We start from the raw sequence: 15,301 nt of genomic DNA on the forward strand, positions 1-15,301 counted from the left end.
GGCGGTGAGCGGGCGCGGCGCCGTCGGCCTGCGCGCCCGCGCTCGCTCACCCGCGCCGCTCGGCGAGCACCTGCCGCAGCGTCGCGCCGCCCACGGGCTTCGTGAGGTGCAGGTCGAAGCCGGCCTGCCTCGACGTGGCCTGGTCCTCGGGTCCACCGTAGCCCGAGAACGCCACCAGGTAGAGCGCGTCGCCCCCGGGCGCGGCCCGCGCGCGGCGGGCGACCTCGTGGCCATCGATGCCCGGCAAGCCGATGTCGATGAAGGCCACCTCGGGGCGCAGGTCCAGGAGCTTCGTCACGCCGTCCAGCCCGTCCACCGCGACCGTCACCTCGTGCCCCAGCGCCTCGATGAACTCGCTCATCACCCGGCGCACGTCCTCCACGTCCTCCACGACGAGCACCCGGCGCCGCTCGGCGGCCTCCGCCAGCGGCGGGGCGGCGGGCGGCTCGGCGCCCGCCGCGAGCGGCAGCGCCGCGCCCCGGCCGAGCGGAAGGCGCACGATGAACTCGCTGCCCTGGCCCGTTCCGGCGCTCTCCGCGACGACGCTGCCGCCGTGCATCTCCACCAGCCGCCGCACCAGCGTGAGCCCGAGGCCCAGCCCGCCCGTGCTGCGGTCGATCGTCTGATCGACCTGCGTGAAGAGGTCGAACACCCGCTCGAGCATCGCCGCCGGGATGCCGCGGCCCGTGTCGCGCACCCGCAGCACGGCCTCGAGCGCGCCGCCCGCCGCCTCCCGGGTCAGGCGCACCGAGATGGCTCCCTCCGGCGGCGTGTACTTCGCGGCGTTCGTCAGGAGGTTCGTGACCACCTGCTCGATCCGCGTGGCGTCGGCCCGCATCCCGAAGTCCCCCGGCCCGACCTCGACCGAGAGCGCGTGGCGCCGCGCCTCTACGGCCGGGCTCACCGCGGCGGCGGCGTTCCTCACCGCCGCCGCGAGATCGACGTCCTCGAGGCGCAGCTCCACCGTGCCGCGCGTGATGCGCGACACGTCGAGGAGATCGTCCACCAGGCGCACGAGGTTGCCCACCTGCCGCCGGGCGATCTCGCGGTAGCGCGCCGACCTGGGCGCCTCGCCCGCCAGATCGCCGAGCAGCGTGAGCGACAGGCTGATAGCGGCGAGCGGGTTGCGGAGCTCGTGCGCGAGCGTCGCGAGGAACTCGTCCTTGCGCTGATCCGCGAGCTTCAGCGCCTCGACGAGCGCCTCCACGCGCCGGCGGGCGTTCACCTGGTCGGTCACCTCGAAGGCGAACACGAAGATGCCCTCGACCGCCCCGTCGCGGTCGCGCATCGGCTGGAAGACGAAGTTGAAGAAGCCCTCCTCCGTCGTGCCCTTGCCCTTGCGATCGAGCCGCACCGCGAGCTCCCTTCCCACGAAGGGCTCACCGGTGCGGGTCACGGTGTAGAGGAGATCCGGGATGGATTGCCCCTGGAGCTCGGGCAGGGCGGCCAGGATGGGCTTGCCCACCTGCGCTCGTCCGCCGACCAGTTGCTGGTAGAGCGGATTGACCACCTCGAAGACGTGCTCCGGCCCGCGGAGGATCGCGATGGGCCCCGGGGCCTGCATGAAGAGGTCGTTCAGGTACTGGCGCTGCCCCTCGGCTTCCCTCCGTCGGCGCGCGAGCTCCACGTGGATGCGCACGCGCGCAAGGAGCTCCCTCGCGGAGAACGGCTTCACGAGGAAGTCGTCGGCGCCGGCCCCGAGGCTGTCGACGCGCACCTCCTCGCCCGCGCGCGCGGAGAGCATCATCACGGCGACGCCGCGGGTGCGCTCGTCGGCGCGCAGCGCCTTGAGCAGGCCGAAGCCGTCGAGCCGCGGCATCATCACGTCGGTGAGCACGAGGTCCGGGACGTGGGCGCGGGCGCTCTCCAGCGCGGCCTGGCCGTCGGCCACGGCCTCCACCGTCCACCGCTCGGCGAGGAGCAGCCGCTGCACGTAATCGCGCATGTCCGCGTTGTCGTCCGCGACGAGGATGTGCCCCGGCCGCTTCGGGGCCGGGCGCTCCTCCGCCGGCAGGGCATCCGGCGCCCGCTCGTCGCGCCCCCACTGCGCGGCCTCGTCGAGGAAGGGCGCCGCGCCGCGCGCCTCCGCCGCGGCCGGCGCGGGGGCGAGGTCGATGCGATCCGCGGGCAGGTGCGCCTTCCCGGCCGGGATCGCGACCGAGAAGCGGCTGCCCGCGCCGAGGCGGCTCTCCACGGCCACGCTGCCGCCGTGGAGCTTCGCGAGCTCTCGCACCAGCGCGAGGCCGATGCCGCTGCCCTCGTAGCTGCGGCCCCTGGCCCCCTCGACGCGGTAGAACCGATCGAACACGCGCGGCAGCTCCTCCTCCGGAATGCCGGTGCCCGTGTCCTCGACCGACAGGACGATCCGCCCCCCGGCCTCCTCCAGCGTCACCCGGACGCCCCCCGAAAACGTGAACTTGAAGGCGTTCGAGATGAGGTTGAGCACGATCTTCTCCCAGAGCTCGCGGTCGACGTAGGCCGGCTCGGAGAGGGGCGGGCACTCCACCGTGAGGGCGAGGCCGGCCCGATCCATGAGCGAGCGGAACGAGCTCGCGAGCTCCGCGGTGAAGGAGCCGAGATCGGTAGGCTGGTAGCTGGCCTGGATGCGGCCCGCCTCGATGCGTGAGAAATCGAGCAGCGTGTTGACGAGCCGGAGGAGCCGGAGGCTGTTGCGGTAAATGATCGCGAGGCGGTCGCGCTGAGGCGCGGGCAAGGGGTGCTCGGCGTCCGAGAGGCCGTCCTCGACGGGCCCCAGGATCAGCGTGAGCGGCGTGCGGAACTCGTGGCTGATGTTGCTGAAGAACACCGTCTTGGCGCGGTCGAGCTCGGCGAGCGCGTCCAGCCTGCGCCGCTCCTCCTCGCTGGCCCGGGCGTTCTGGAGGGCCGCGGCGCCGTGGCCGGCCAGGAGCCGCAGGAAGCGGCGGTAGTCGTCGTCCAGCACCAGCCGGGGGCTGGCGCCCGCGACGAGGAAGCCGGCCGGGCGACCTCCGTTGCCGGCGCGGGGGAGCGGCAGCACCACCGCCTGGCGGGCGGCCTCCGGCCACGGCCCTCCCGGAAGGGAGCCGACGCCTGCGGGCAGCTCCGACAGATCCACCTCCACGTCCTCGCGCAACACGCGGTGAAGCGGCCACACCGCGCCGGCCGCCGCGCCGAGCTCCACCGCCGCCGGCGCCGCCGCGTGGCCCGGGTCGAGCCCGGCGGTCCCTGCGAGCCGGGCGGGCGCGGCGTCGTCGTCCACGAGATAGAGCAGGGCGAAGGGCACGTCGCGCCCGGCCTCAGCCAGGGTCTCCATCATCACCCGACAGACGTCCTGAACGCTCCTGGCGTCAGCCGCCCTCGCCGCCAGGGCCCCGAGGATCTGCAGCCGTCGCTGTCCGAGGATGTACCCTGTGCTCTCGGAGCAAGCGACGAGGATGCCCGCGACAGCGCCACTCTCGTCCCGGATGGGGCTCTGACCGTAGCTGAAGTAGCACTCCTCCATGAAGCCGTGCCGATCGAGGACGAGCAGGCCATCGCGGACGTAGGTGGCCCCTCCCGCGAAGACCTTCTCGATCATCGGCTCGATGATCTCCCAGATCTCCTTCCAGCACTCGCGGCCCGCCTGACCCATGGCGGCCGGGTGCTTCGTGGACCCGAGGATCGGGCGGTAGCCGTCGTTGTAAAACTGGATGAGCTCCCGACCCCACCAGAGGAACATGGGGTGTTCGGACGAGAGCAGGATGGACAGCGCTGTCCGCAGCGACTGGGGCCATGCCTCGACCGGGCCCAGCGCCGTCTGCGACCAGTCGATCGAGCGTATCAGCGCCCCCATCTCCCCGCCGCCAGCGAGCGCGCCGCCGGCCGGATCCGGCCCAGCCCCGGCGCCCGCTTCCCCGACGCGCCCCACGCCGGTCCGCTCCTCGACGCGGTCGCGCTGGCCGGTGCGCCGTCTCGTCATGGCGGACACCTGCTTTCTTACCACAGCCGAGTCCAGCCATCTTCGGCGCCGTCACGTTGGGTCCGGTCGCCCGCTCGGATCGACGACCACCTCGATGGGTACCGCGCAGATACGCCGGCCCAGCCCCATCGGGGCGACTGAATTTCCTTGACACCTCAATCACTCCACCATCTGCGGGACACCTCCGTGGCGCCCTCGCAGAGGCTCGCGCGCGCTCTCATCATCTCCTGAAATCACGCGCGGACGCGCGGCCCTCCTGCCGCCGAATGAATATTTACAGAGCTCCGCAAAGACCACTCCGGCGCGGAGCGCTTGCTCGATCCGAACAATCGGTCTAAGCTCTCTCGCATAACTTCGGAGGCCGAAATGGCCTCCCATTGCAAGAGGAGCGTCCATGCGTCGTCTCAGCCCTGCTGCCCGCATTCGGTACTTCTTCGCTGCCCTGACGGCAGGCGCAGCGATGTTGGGCACCACTGCCCTGCTGGTCCCCTCGAGCGCGGCGGCGCCCGGGGGGAATTGCACCTTTTACAGCGACGAGAGCCACGACACGGTCGTCGGCCAGTACGGCCGCGACTGCTGCAACAACCGGATCGCGTGGGGCACCACGACGCAGCACTACGAGTGCGGCGGGTGCTTCACCTGCACACCGCCTCCTCGCTGAGGGAAGCGCCGGTGAACGGCGGCCGGCTCGATGGCTATCGCCGGCCCCAGTCGTTCAGCTTGCGAGAGGAATTGAACAGGGAGACGGGGGATCCGTTGGATTTTCTCCCCGTCTCCCTGTGAATTTTCCCGAAAATTCGGGGGGGATCTTCAGATCGGCATGAACAAGAACCGTTCTTCTCGATGGTTGTACGGCACAGCCAGCATCGCGCTCGGAATCGTGGCCCTCTCCGGCTGCTCTGGCCGGGTGGACCGGGGCGACGATGCGCCGGGCGGCTCGTCGAGCGCGGGCGGCCATGGCGGCAACGCCGGCACGACGGGCGCCGGCGGAGCTGACACGGGCAGCACGAGCGCTGCTGGCTCTGGTGCGGGCGGCTCGTCGAGCGCGGGCGGCTCGGGTGACGGCGGCTCCGGAGGTTCTGGAACCACCAGCTCCGGGGTCGGCGGCTCCAGCGACGGGTCGGGCGGCTCGAGCAGCACGGGCGCCGGCAAGTTCGTCGGCAACATCACGACGGACCGCGCCGTGCGCGACGGCTTCGTCCGGTACTGGGACCAGATCACGCCCGAGGTCGAGGGCAAGTGGAGCGCCGTCGAGCCGTCCCGCGGCGAGCGAGACTGGAGCAGGCTCGACGCGATCTACAAGTACGCGCAGGACAACGACATCCCCTTCATGCAGCAATCCTTCGTGTGGGGAGCCACGAGCCAGGGCTGGCTCGGGCGCCTCTCCGCGGAGGAGCAGCGGCAGGCCGTGATGGACTGGATGCAGGCGTTCTGTCAGCGATACCCCGAGACGAAGTACATCGTCGTCGTGAACGAGCCGCCGCCCCACACCACGCCTTCCTTCAAGAGCGCCATCGGCGGCGACGGCGAGAGCGGAGTCGACTGGATCGTCAACTCCTTCAAGTGGGCTCGCGAGTTCTGCCCGGACGCGACCCTGATCCTCAACGACTACAACATCATCGAGTACCAGAGCGACCACGACCGCTTCGTCGCGATGCTGAGCGCGGCGCTGGAGGCGGGCGCCCCGATCGACGCCGTCGGCGCGGAGGCCCACGACGTGTACAAGAAGGACGCCGGCACCGTGAAGGGCTTCCTCGACAGGTTCGCCGCCATGGGCCTGCCCGTGTACATCACCGAGCTCGACATCGACATCGCGGACGACGACGAGCAGCGCAGGGTGATGGAGGAGCAGTTCACGATGCTCTACAACCACAGCGCCGTCAAAGGCATCACCCTGTACGGTTACATCGTCGGCTCCACCTGGCGGGACAGCACGGGCCTCATGCACCCGGACGGCACGATGCGGCCGGCCATGGCCTGGCTCATGGACTTCCTCGGTCGCGGCCAGTGATCCCGCCTGCGTGGTGAGCGCTCGAGATCGAGGTCTGGCTGCGCCGGAGGCGGCGATGGCGGAAGAGGCGCTGTCGGCCGGGCCGCCAGGGCTACGTCCGGCCGAGCCACGCGATCGCGGCGTGACGCGCCTCGAACACGCCGAAATGCTGACCGCGGCGCTCCTCGGCCACCATCTCCCCGAACCGGCTGCTGAAATCAACGGCCCCCGGAGGGCACACCACCGCGAGCCGGATCCAGTAGTTTCTCAGCTTCTGCAGGATCTCCCCAGCCTCCCCTGAGCTGAGGTCGAAGAAGGCCGCCGTCAGGTTCGCCGGGTGGAGGAGCGCACACCGCACGCCGCCCGAAAAACAGGCCTCGATCACGCGGTCGACGTCGCGGACGCTCGCCATGAGCCCGTGGTCCGGCGACCCCTCCACGAACTGCACACCGCCCTCGTCGACCACCGCCAGATCCATGGCACCCCTCCGACACCGCCTCTGCGCCGCGGGCTCGGCGGAGAGCTCCGCTCGGCCCGCGACCAGGGTAATCCCACCGAGCGGCCGCTGTACAGGCGGCAGCGCGCGGCGGCCCGGACGACGGCCGTGCTCGCCCCTGCCGCGCGGCGCCCCGGGCGTCACTGGGCGCGCCTGACCTCGTCGGAGAACCTCACCGCCTCGCGGAGCACGTGATCGGCGAGCGTCGGCTCGATGATGCTCTTGATCTGCCCCGTCTCGATGCCCTGTTCCGCGGCCGTCTTGAAGTCGATGACCTCGTCGGCCATCGTCGCGAGCTGCCCGCTCTCGACCCGGAACTCGTGCGCCTGGTACAGCTGCCCGGCGCGCGCGGTCGCCTGGTCGATGAGCGCGCGCTCCTGCGGGTCGAGCAGGTGCGCGATGAACTCGAGGTGCTCCGCCATGATCGTCGTCCAGAACGCCCCGATTTCGTCGCTCTCGAGCGCGGTGTTGCCGTACGCGAGCCGATCGAGCCGGGCGACGAAGCGCTCGGCCTCCCGCGCGATGTGGTCGAAGAAGAGCGGCCAGACGAGGCTCCGGAGCGAGCCGCTCTCCTGCGCGCGCTGCATGCGGCGCTTGTACTCGATGAACCGCTGGACGCTCGGCCGCATCGAGGCGAGGAGCGAGGAGATCCCGTAATCACCATAGCCCCGGTCGCGCGCCGCGAGGAAGTGCCTGGCGAAGAGGTTCTGGTACTGCCGCGCCTCGTCCCGGGGCCCGCGGAGGTGGTCGCCGGGCATGAGCAGCGCGATGAAGAACGCATGTTCCATCATCTGGTCCGTCCAGAAGAGGACCTCCGAGACGGCGTGCGCTGCATAGCCGGCGCCCGGGGCGGGCAGGAAGACCGGCTTCCTCGAGCGCCGGTCGACGGAGATGCCGGGCGTATAGGCGACCCCTTCCGGGAGGGCGAGAGGCGCGATCGACTCGCAGACCGCGTAGCTCTTGTCGGGGAGCGCGAGGCTCGGTGTGGCGAGCAGCGAGGCACCCGCGGTGGCCATCGCGCCGCCGGCGAATCGCCGGCGTCCAAGTTTCCCTTGCGGAACACGCTTCTCCATCGACGCTCCTCCAGGTTGATGCATCCGTGAGAATCGGAGCGTGAGGGTGCATGTCCTGCGCCCGAGCCAAGGAGTCGACTCGCAGGGCGGTCAGCCGGCGCGCGCCTCACCGATCACGACGGCCGGTGACGCGCGGAATCACCACGCCCGAGCGCCTCGTCAGCAGAGTGGTCGCTTGGAGGCGCGCCGGACGTCACCCGCGGAATCCGCCCGTGATGGGCCGCCTCGCGGGCGGCGCCCTGCGAAGACAGAGCACATCGCCCCTCCTCTACCGACTACCTGCGACCGTGGAGCACATCGCGCCGTGGAGGACAGACGCTCGCGACGACAGACCTGCACACCCCCGCTGGCGCCTTCAACGCACCCACATTCACACACGGCCGTCCTTTGTGTCGGCTTCCAGATTTCTTCGCTATCGTCGCCCGGGATGTCGAGGACCCGCCCTCGGCTCCGACATCCCCACGAAGGCGCGCCCGATCCCGGGGCGGCAGCGAAGAAAAGGAGCCGATCATGAAGTACATCCTGATGATGAACACCCCGTGCGGGGGGCCGTACCAGGTCGCCAACTGGCAGCAGAAGGACTTCCAGGCGCACATCGCGTTCATGAAGAGCTTCCACAGGAAGCTCAGCGAGTCGGGCGAGCTCGTGGCGGCCGAGGGCCTGGCGGGGCCCGACCAGGCCAAGCTCGTGCGCGCAGGCAAGGACGGCGCGCCGATCACCGACGGGGTGTTCCCGGAGACCAAGGAGTTCCTCGCCGGGTACTGGATCGTGGACGTCGAGAGCCCCGAGCGGGCATACGAGATCGCCGCGCAGGCGTCCGCCGCGCCCGGCCCCGGCGGCGCGCCGCTCAACATGGGAATCGAGGTGCGAGAGGTGATGAGCGCGCCGCCCGTCGATCTCTAGTGGCCTCTCCGTCCCAGGGCCCCACGGCCGAGCGCCTGCTGCGCGATCTCGCGCCGCAGGTGCTCGGCGCCGTCATGCGGCGATTCCGAGATTTCGGCGCCGCGGAGGACGCGGTCCAGGAGGCGCTGATCGCGGCGGCCACGCAGTGGCCGCGCGAGGGCGTGCCCGACGAGCCGCGCGCCTGGCTGATCCACGTGGCGTCGCGGCGCATCGCCGATCACGTCCGGAGCGAGGCGGCGCGCCGCCGCCGCGAGGCGATCGTGGTCAGCCTCGTGCCGCCCGAGCTGCAGATCGCCCTCGCCGCCGACAGCGACGAGGCGCCGCTCGAGGACGACACCCTCACCTTGCTGTTCATGTGCTGCCACCCCGCGCTGTCCACGCCGTCCGCGATCGCGCTGACCCTGCGCGCCGTCGGCGGCCTGACGACCCCCGAGATCGCAAGGGCGTTCCTGGTCCCGGAGGCGACCATGGCGCAGCGGATCAGCCGGGCCAAGCAGACCATCAAGGCGTCCGGCGTACCGTTCGAGCGGCCGACGCCCGAGGCGCGCGCGGAGCGCCTCGGCGCCGTCCTGCACGTGCTCTACCTGATCTTCAACGAGGGTTACACCTCGAGCTCCGGCCCCGCGCTGCACCGCGACGATCTGTCGGGCGAGGCGATCCGCCTGACGCGCGCCGTGCACGCGCTCCTCCCGGACGACGGCGAGGTCGCGGGCCTCCTCGCGCTCATGCTCCTGACCGACGCGCGGCGCGCGGCGCGGACCGGGCCTCTGGGCGAGCTGATCCCGCTCGCGGAGCAGGATCGAGGCCTGTGGGATCAGCGCGCGATCGCCGAGGGCGTCGCGCTCGTCACGGCGGCGCTGTCGAGGGGCTCGATCGGCGCGTACCAGGTGCAAGCCGCGATCGCGGCGGTGCACGACGAGGCGGCGCGGGCCGAGGACACGGACTGGCCGCAGATCCTGGCGCTGTACGGCGTGCTGATGCGGATGTCCGACAATCCCATGGTGGCGCTCAGCCACGCGATCGCGACCGCGATGGTGCACGGCCCTCGGGCGGGGCTCGATCTACTGAAGGCGCTCGACGCCGACGCGCGCCTCTCGGGTCATCACCGCCTCGACGCCGCCCGCGCGCACCTCCTGGAGCGGGCCGGCGATCGCGAGGCGGCGATCGCGCACTACAGGCGCGCGGCCAGCCGCACGACGAGCGTCCCGGAGCAGAACTACCTGGCGACGCAGGCGGCCCGGCTGAGCGACGCGATGAGATAGACTCGCTCGTCCATGCCGTCTTCCCCGTCGCGGCCCACGGTGTCCATGGCCATCGTCGGCCGGGTGATCTCGTATGCCGCCTCTCGCGGGCTCCGCCACGGCGATCTTCTCGAGGTCGCCGGCGTCTCCGCCGAGTCGCTGACCGACGCGGACAGCCGCATACCGGTGACGTCGTTCGGCGCCCTGTGGGCGCACCTGGTACGCGCGCTCGACGATCCCGGGGCGCCCATCCGCCTCGCCGCGCGGACGCGCATGGAGGAGATGCACGTCATGGGCTTCGCGGTCATGACGAGCGCGAGCGCCCGTGAGGCGCTCGACCGTGTCGACCGCTACATGGTGCTCCTGCAGGATACACCGCGCTGGGTGACCGATACCACGACGGACCGGGACGCTCCGTTCGCGGAGATGCACCGCGCGCCCCGCTTCACGCTGGGCGCGCGCGTCGCGACAGAGTGCAGCCTGGCGGTGTACATCCGTTGCTTCCGCCAGTGCGCTGGCGTCGAGTTCTCGCCGCTCCGGGTCTGCTTCCGCCACGCCGCGCCGCGCGATCTCGCCGCGCACCGGGACTTCTTCCGCTGCCCTGTCGAGTTCGACGCGCCCCGCGATGGCTTTGCCTTCCCACCGTCGTTGCTGGACCTCGTGCCTCGCGACGCGAACCCGGCCCTGAGCGCGTTCTTCCACCAGCACGCGGAGGAGCTCCGCCGCCGTCGCGTCGTTGACGCGTCGCCCATGTCCGCTCGGGCGCGTGACGTCATCGCGCACCTCCTCGCCTCGGGCGAGCCGTCGGCGACCGCCGTAGCGCGGCGGCTCGGGACGAGCGAGCGCACGCTGCGGCGGCACCTCGAGGACGAGGGGACGACGTTGCGGCAGCTCGTTGGCGAGGTGCGCCGTCAGACCGCCGAGGAGCTGCTCCGCGAGAGCGACACATCGATGTCGGAGATCGCCTTTGTGCTGGGGTTCTCGGAGGTGACGGCCTTCGCGCGGGCCTTCAAGCGCTGGTCCGGGAGGACGCCCGGCCGGTTCCGTGAGGACACGCGCGGCGGCCGGGGGCGCCGCGCCGCCGCAGGCGTGGACCGCGCGGCGGACGGCGGCTGACCGCTGGGGCGATGGGCCCGCCTGGCGCGGGGCCTCGGGCCGCGGCCGTCGAGCGCGCCCGGCCTCAGTACGATATCTCGGCGGCGGCGACCTTCTCTCTCGCCGCTTCCCACGACAGCGGGAGATCCCCCGCGCCGACGGTCCACTGGGTCACGACGCCGTGGACGCTGACCGCGCTCGCCGCGCTCATCGCCGAGAGGTGGGCGTCCGACATCACGAACTTCCCCATCGCCTCTTCGTCCTTCCACACCGTGATGGTCCTTGCATAGCCGCACTTCGCCGACGTTCCGAGCGTGAAGCCGATCAGCCCTTCCTGCGCGGGCAGCTGGGCGAGGATGGGCCCCATCAAATCGATTCGAGACATGATGAACCTCATGACAGGGAAGTGAGTGATGTTGTCGGGTGCAAATCAGCGATCGTCGACGCGCACGGGCGAGACCACGCCGAAGACGAGCACGGGGAAGGTCCGCTGCAGGCGGCGAGACGTGAACTCCGTGCGCCGGCCGAAGCTCCTGACCGAGACGCGCGCGCCCACCGGCTGTCCGCTGCCGAGGGTCACGGCCCACATCGGGCTGCCGCCGTCCGGCCGCACGGCGAGGTAGGTATAGCTCCCCGCTGCGAGCCGCTCCTCGACGACGCCGACAACGGGCGCGAGGTCGCCGAGGGATCTCGATAGATCGCCGAGCGGGCTGCCGGGCGGCGCGTCTCCCGCGGCGTTCAGGTCAGCGTGCGTCCCAGGATGCGCGGCGGAGTGGAAGCCGAGCCAGCTGCCGGCGGCCACGGGCCCGACCAGCAGGGCAGCGGCCACGAGGGCGCGGGTCCGAGGGAAGCGGGAGGTGCGGTGAGCGGCGAGCAGCATGCCGGGAAGCTACGCCCCGCGGCTGGAGCCGGCCTTTGCCCGTACGGCCAAGTTGTTGGCCCGCTCGGCCACGCCTCCGGCGCCACCGACCCGACCCAGGTTGGGCGCCCCCCGGCCCAGGAGGCGACCTGACCCCGGTTGCGTCGGCCTGTGTGGTGACCTGACCCAGCTTGCGTCAGCTGACCCAGGGCGAGTGGGTCAGACCGGGTCCGCCGTTCAATCCACGGGGAAATGTTCCGCTATCCAGGCCTCCCAGCCCGGCGCGACTCGGGTGGCCTCGAGGTAACGACCCAGCTGGTGGGCGTCATCGAAGGCAGACATTCCCCACAAGCGGAACGCGTCGACATAACCCATGTCGTCCTCAAAAGAATCGGCGAAGTCGGCGGGCTCCAGGCCGAGCTGCCAAGGCGCCTTGACGTAGCCGGCGCAGAGCAGTCGAGCCAGCGAAAGGAGCCCATTGCGAGGCTCGATCGGATCTGCGTCGCCGCTCGCGAGCGCTGTCGCGCACGCTCGCCACCCCTCCGGCACGGCGGGAGGCGTCCATCCGTCGCCTCTCCGCAGCTCGGCGACCTGGCGCGACCAGAACCAGAGCTCGCGGGTGTTGTAGCGGGCCGCCTTCTCGGGCGTCTCGTACGATTCCCAGGGCCAACGCACGCCGTCCTGCTGGCCGACCCATATGGTGAAGGAGACGTCGCTCGCGATGAGCCCCTGCTCCAGGAGCGCCGAGCGACGCGAGGCCGCCGCGATAGGGTCCTCCCCGTCGCCGTCCTCCTCCTCGTCCTCTGCCCGATCATCCGTCGGGTGCAACACCTTGTGAACGGCCTCTGCCCAGGTGATCGGCGCGGGAGGGTGGCGTCGCAGGTAGGCGATGCGTGTCTCGCGGTCCGGCGCGAGCTGCTCGAGAAAGACGCCCCACATCCCCATCCAGTCTTCACCGGAGCCCATCCGCCAGCCGATCGTGTAGCGCTCGTAGTCGGGGAAGCGCTCCCACGGCGGAGCGATGTCGCCGTGCGCGTCGAGGTGCTGGCGGAGGCGGGAGCGACAACTCTCTTTCCAGTCCATGGCGACAATCCTCCTCTTGGATCAGAGCCGGCGGAGCTGCACGGCGCGCACCGCGTGGTCAGGCCCCTTCTCGAGCACGACGTCGGCGCGCGCGCGCGTCGGCAGGATGTTCTCGGTGAGGTTGGGGCCGTTGATCGTGCGCCAGATCTGCAACGCGAACGCGCGCGCCTCGTCGTCGTCCATCGCGGCATAGCGGTGGAAATAGGAGGTCGGGTCGCGGAACGCCGTGGCCCGCAGCGCGAGGAAGCGCTCGATGTACCATCGTTCGAGGTCGGCCTCGTCCGCGTGGACGTAGATCCCGAGGTCGAAGAAGTCGCTGACGGCGATCGCCGCGGTGCGGTCAGGGCCCTGCAGGACGTTCAGCCCCTCGAGGACCACGATGTCGGGCTGCCTCACGGTCTGCGCCTTCCCGACGACCACGTCGTAGGTGGCGTGCGAGTACACGGGCACGTCGATCGCCTCGACGCCGGCCTCCAGGTCGGCGAGGAACTGCACGAGCCGCCGCAGATCGTAGCTCTCTGGAAAACCCTTGCGGTGCAGGCCGGCGCGCGAGGCGAGCACCGCGTTGGGGTACAGGAAGCCGTCGGTGGTCACCAGATCCACCCGCGGGTGGTCGGGCCACCGCGCGAGCAGCGCCTGCAGCACGCGCGCGGTCGTGCTCTTGCCCACCGCGACCGAACCCGCGATGCCGATCACGAAAGGCCGCCGCCCGACGGGGCGGCCGAGGAATGTGTCCTTCACGCGGCGGAGCTGCTGCGCCGCGCCGACGTGCAGGTTGAGCAGCCGGGAGAGCGGCAAGTAGATCGTCGCGACCTCGTCGAGCGAGAGCCGATCGTTGAGGCTCCGGAGGACCACGAGGTCGGCCTCGGTGAGGGGGAGCGGCGTGGCCGCGCGCAGGCCGGCCCACTGCGCGGCGGAGAAGACCTCGTAGGTCGTGACGGCATCCATGGTCGGTCGGGAGCGATAGTACGCTCCCCGCCCGCCGTCGTCGCTCAGAAGAAGCTGTAGAGGGACAGCTTGATACGCTCGTTGGTCGCGGTCACGTCGTCCGCGAACGTCTGCTCCGAGTACTGGAACGAGAGGCCCGCGCGGATCGCCGGCGTGATGTCGGCGAACAGGTTCCCGTCGATGTAGCGCGACTCGTGGAAGGCCGTGCGGAGCGCGCCGTAGCCGTTCTCCTCCGTCACCCGGTCGTTCGAGCCCTGGGTGTAGTTGCCGGAGATGGAGAAGCGCCCCGAGGGCGGCAGATAGTACTGGAGCCCGACCATGAACCCCGTCCAGCCGATCGTCTTCAGCTTGTTGTTCGCGTCGTACACAGCGAGGCCGTTGTCGATGTTCGGCGTATAGGTCGCTCCCTCCTCCGGGAGCGCCGGGTGCGGCACGTTGCTCGCGACGCCGACAACGTCCGAGATGCCCGTGCCCGTGAAGAACGAGCCGGTCAACGTCAGCGCGTTGCCGGACTCTTCAAGCGACTTGGCCGGGATGATCGGGAGCAGCGCATCGACGGAGATCCCGTAGCCGTTGGCCGAGCTCGACTCGACAGGGGCCGCCGCGTGCTCGTTGACCCTGAACTTGCGGAAGATGCCCGAGACGCCGAGCGTCAGCGGGTCGTGCAGCATCCCGCCGGCGCCGAGCGTGTGGATCCCCTTCCAGCCGTTGAAGCCGACCTTCAACCCCGCCTGCATGTCCGGCACCTCGGAGTCGCGCTGCGGCGGCTTGAGGACGGCGGCGGCGAGCTCCACGTTGGCGGCGTCCCCCTTGAAGTTGTGGCCGACGCGCAGCTGCGGCATCCGCCCGAACACCTGGTTCATCACCGGGAAGAAGGACGTCGTGGCCGGGAAGAAGTACGGCTGCCACCCGAACAGGTGATAGCCCTGTCCAATCAACAGATCGACGTAGTCCGACTCGACCTTGATGTTGGCCTGACGCAGACGGAAGGTGCCGCTGCTCACCAGCGAGGCCTCGGAGACGGTGGGCGGCTGGTTGCCGAAGAAGTCGAGCTCCAGCATGGCCGTGGCCTTGATACCGGACACCTCGGGCGCGCTCACCTTGACGCCGAACCTGGAGTTCCGCGCCGTGAAGTGCGTGCGGCCGTGCGAGCCGGCGTAGGTGTCCTCGCGCTGGATCACCGTGGCACCCACCGACTCCCCAAAGCTCTGGGTGGAGTCGTGCATGATGTCGAACTCCGCCATCCCGTAGATCGTGGCCTTCCACTTGGAGGTCACCGGAACGGGATCCTTGGAGGCCGGCTTGACGGCCTCCGCCGGCGGCGCCGTCGGAGCGGCCACGCCCGCAGGCGGCGTGGCCGGCGCCTGCGCGTCCGTCGGCTGGGCCGGCGCAGCGGCCTGCGGAGCGGCGGCGTCCGGCGCCGGCGGGGGAGTCTGGGCGTGCGCGACCGCCGCCACGAAGAAAATCGACGCACCGACTAGGTTCGCAACCTTCGATTGATTCATGTTCGAAGCCCCTGGGTTATCCATGGCGCCGGGAATCCCCTGCAAACGCCGCAACTATTGGTTTTAACTACGTTTTACGTCGCACCGCGCAGCGCGCGCACCACGCCCGTCTCCACCCGGGGAGCCGCTGGAATCGATAGGGTGAACGGCGGGCGCGCCTGCTGCGCGCTG

Annotated in this window: 13 protein-coding genes; 5 read left to right on the top strand and 8 right to left on the bottom strand. The window is 70.7% G+C overall.

All coding sequences use genetic code 11. From position 1 onward, the window contains the following. Positions 1-46: 46 nt before the first annotated feature. Entirely contained in the window at positions 47-3,937 is a 3,891-nt protein-coding gene (locus POL72_RS06035) for an ATP-binding protein (RefSeq protein WP_272094058.1), read from the bottom strand. 394 nt (positions 3,938-4,331) lie between these two features. On the opposite strand from POL72_RS06035, the gene POL72_RS06040 reads away from it, so the two are divergent. Together POL72_RS06040 and POL72_RS06045 are read left to right on the top strand one after the other, a co-directional pair. Beyond that, positions 4,332-4,598, top strand: a complete 267-nt coding sequence (locus POL72_RS06040; protein WP_272094059.1) for a DUF6289 family protein — start codon at positions 4,332-4,334, stop codon at positions 4,596-4,598. 159 nt (positions 4,599-4,757) lie between these two features. Further along, complete coding sequence (locus tag POL72_RS06045) at positions 4,758-5,948, top strand: endo-1,4-beta-xylanase (protein ID WP_272094060.1); 1,191 nt, start codon at positions 4,758-4,760, stop codon at positions 5,946-5,948. 91 nt (positions 5,949-6,039) lie between these two features. Here POL72_RS06045 and POL72_RS06050 read toward each other — a convergent pair whose 3' ends face one another. Together POL72_RS06050 and POL72_RS06055 are read right to left on the bottom strand one after the other, a co-directional pair. Then, the gene (locus tag POL72_RS06050) at positions 6,040-6,405 is read right to left on the bottom strand and encodes a DUF4180 domain-containing protein (protein WP_272094061.1); all 366 of its coding nucleotides are present in this window, start codon (positions 6,403-6,405) and stop codon (positions 6,040-6,042) included. Positions 6,406-6,563: 158 nt separating this feature from the next. After that, positions 6,564-7,496 carry a DUF2935 domain-containing protein gene (locus POL72_RS06055; RefSeq protein ID WP_272094062.1) on the bottom strand — a complete coding sequence of 311 codons (933 nt, stop codon included), beginning with the start codon at positions 7,494-7,496 and terminating at the stop codon, positions 6,564-6,566. A 510-nt stretch (positions 7,497-8,006) separates the two neighbouring features. Between POL72_RS06055 and POL72_RS06060 the strand changes: the two genes are divergently transcribed. From POL72_RS06060 to POL72_RS06070, 3 genes are read left to right on the top strand one after another with little or no spacing between them, the layout of a single operon-like run. Continuing rightward, the gene (locus POL72_RS06060) at positions 8,007-8,399 is read left to right on the top strand and encodes a YciI family protein (RefSeq protein WP_272094063.1); all 393 of its coding nucleotides are present in this window, start codon (positions 8,007-8,009) and stop codon (positions 8,397-8,399) included. After that, positions 8,399-9,661, top strand: coding sequence for an RNA polymerase sigma factor (locus tag POL72_RS06065; RefSeq protein ID WP_272094064.1), 1,263 nt, complete (start codon positions 8,399-8,401; stop codon positions 9,659-9,661). Before POL72_RS06060 ends, POL72_RS06065 begins: the two co-directional genes overlap by 1 nt. A 12-nt stretch (positions 9,662-9,673) precedes the next feature. Beyond that, on the top strand, positions 9,674-10,756 hold the full coding sequence (locus POL72_RS06070; protein ID WP_272094065.1) for an AraC family transcriptional regulator: 1,083 nt from the start codon (positions 9,674-9,676) through the stop codon (positions 10,754-10,756). A 64-nt stretch (positions 10,757-10,820) separates the two neighbouring features. On the opposite strand, the gene POL72_RS06075 is transcribed toward POL72_RS06070, so the two are convergent. The 5 genes from POL72_RS06075 to POL72_RS06095 all read right to left on the bottom strand — a co-directional run bounded on the left by POL72_RS06075 (position 10,821) and on the right by POL72_RS06095 (position 15,130). Then, positions 10,821-11,120 (bottom strand): hypothetical protein, encoded by a 300-nt coding sequence (locus tag POL72_RS06075; protein WP_272094066.1) that lies wholly within the window; start codon positions 11,118-11,120, stop codon positions 10,821-10,823. Positions 11,121-11,165: 45 nt separating this feature from the next. Beyond that, on the bottom strand, positions 11,166-11,615 hold the full coding sequence (locus POL72_RS06080; protein ID WP_272094067.1) for a hypothetical protein: 450 nt from the start codon (positions 11,613-11,615) through the stop codon (positions 11,166-11,168). A gap of 216 nt (positions 11,616-11,831) precedes the next feature. Then, positions 11,832-12,677 (bottom strand): hypothetical protein, encoded by an 846-nt coding sequence (locus POL72_RS06085; RefSeq protein WP_272094068.1) that lies wholly within the window; start codon positions 12,675-12,677, stop codon positions 11,832-11,834. Positions 12,678-12,698: 21 nt separating this feature from the next. Continuing rightward, positions 12,699-13,625, bottom strand: a complete 927-nt coding sequence (gene coaA, locus POL72_RS06090) for a type I pantothenate kinase (protein ID WP_272094069.1) — start codon at positions 13,623-13,625, stop codon at positions 12,699-12,701. A 44-nt stretch (positions 13,626-13,669) separates the two neighbouring features. Continuing rightward, positions 13,670-15,130, bottom strand: a complete 1,461-nt coding sequence (locus tag POL72_RS06095) for a hypothetical protein (protein WP_272094070.1) — start codon at positions 15,128-15,130, stop codon at positions 13,670-13,672. Positions 15,131-15,301: the final 171 nt, after the last annotated feature.

Origin of the sequence: Sorangium aterium (assembly GCF_028368935.1) — a bacterium.
GTDB lineage: Bacteria > Myxococcota_A > Polyangia > Polyangiales > Polyangiaceae > Sorangium > Sorangium atrum.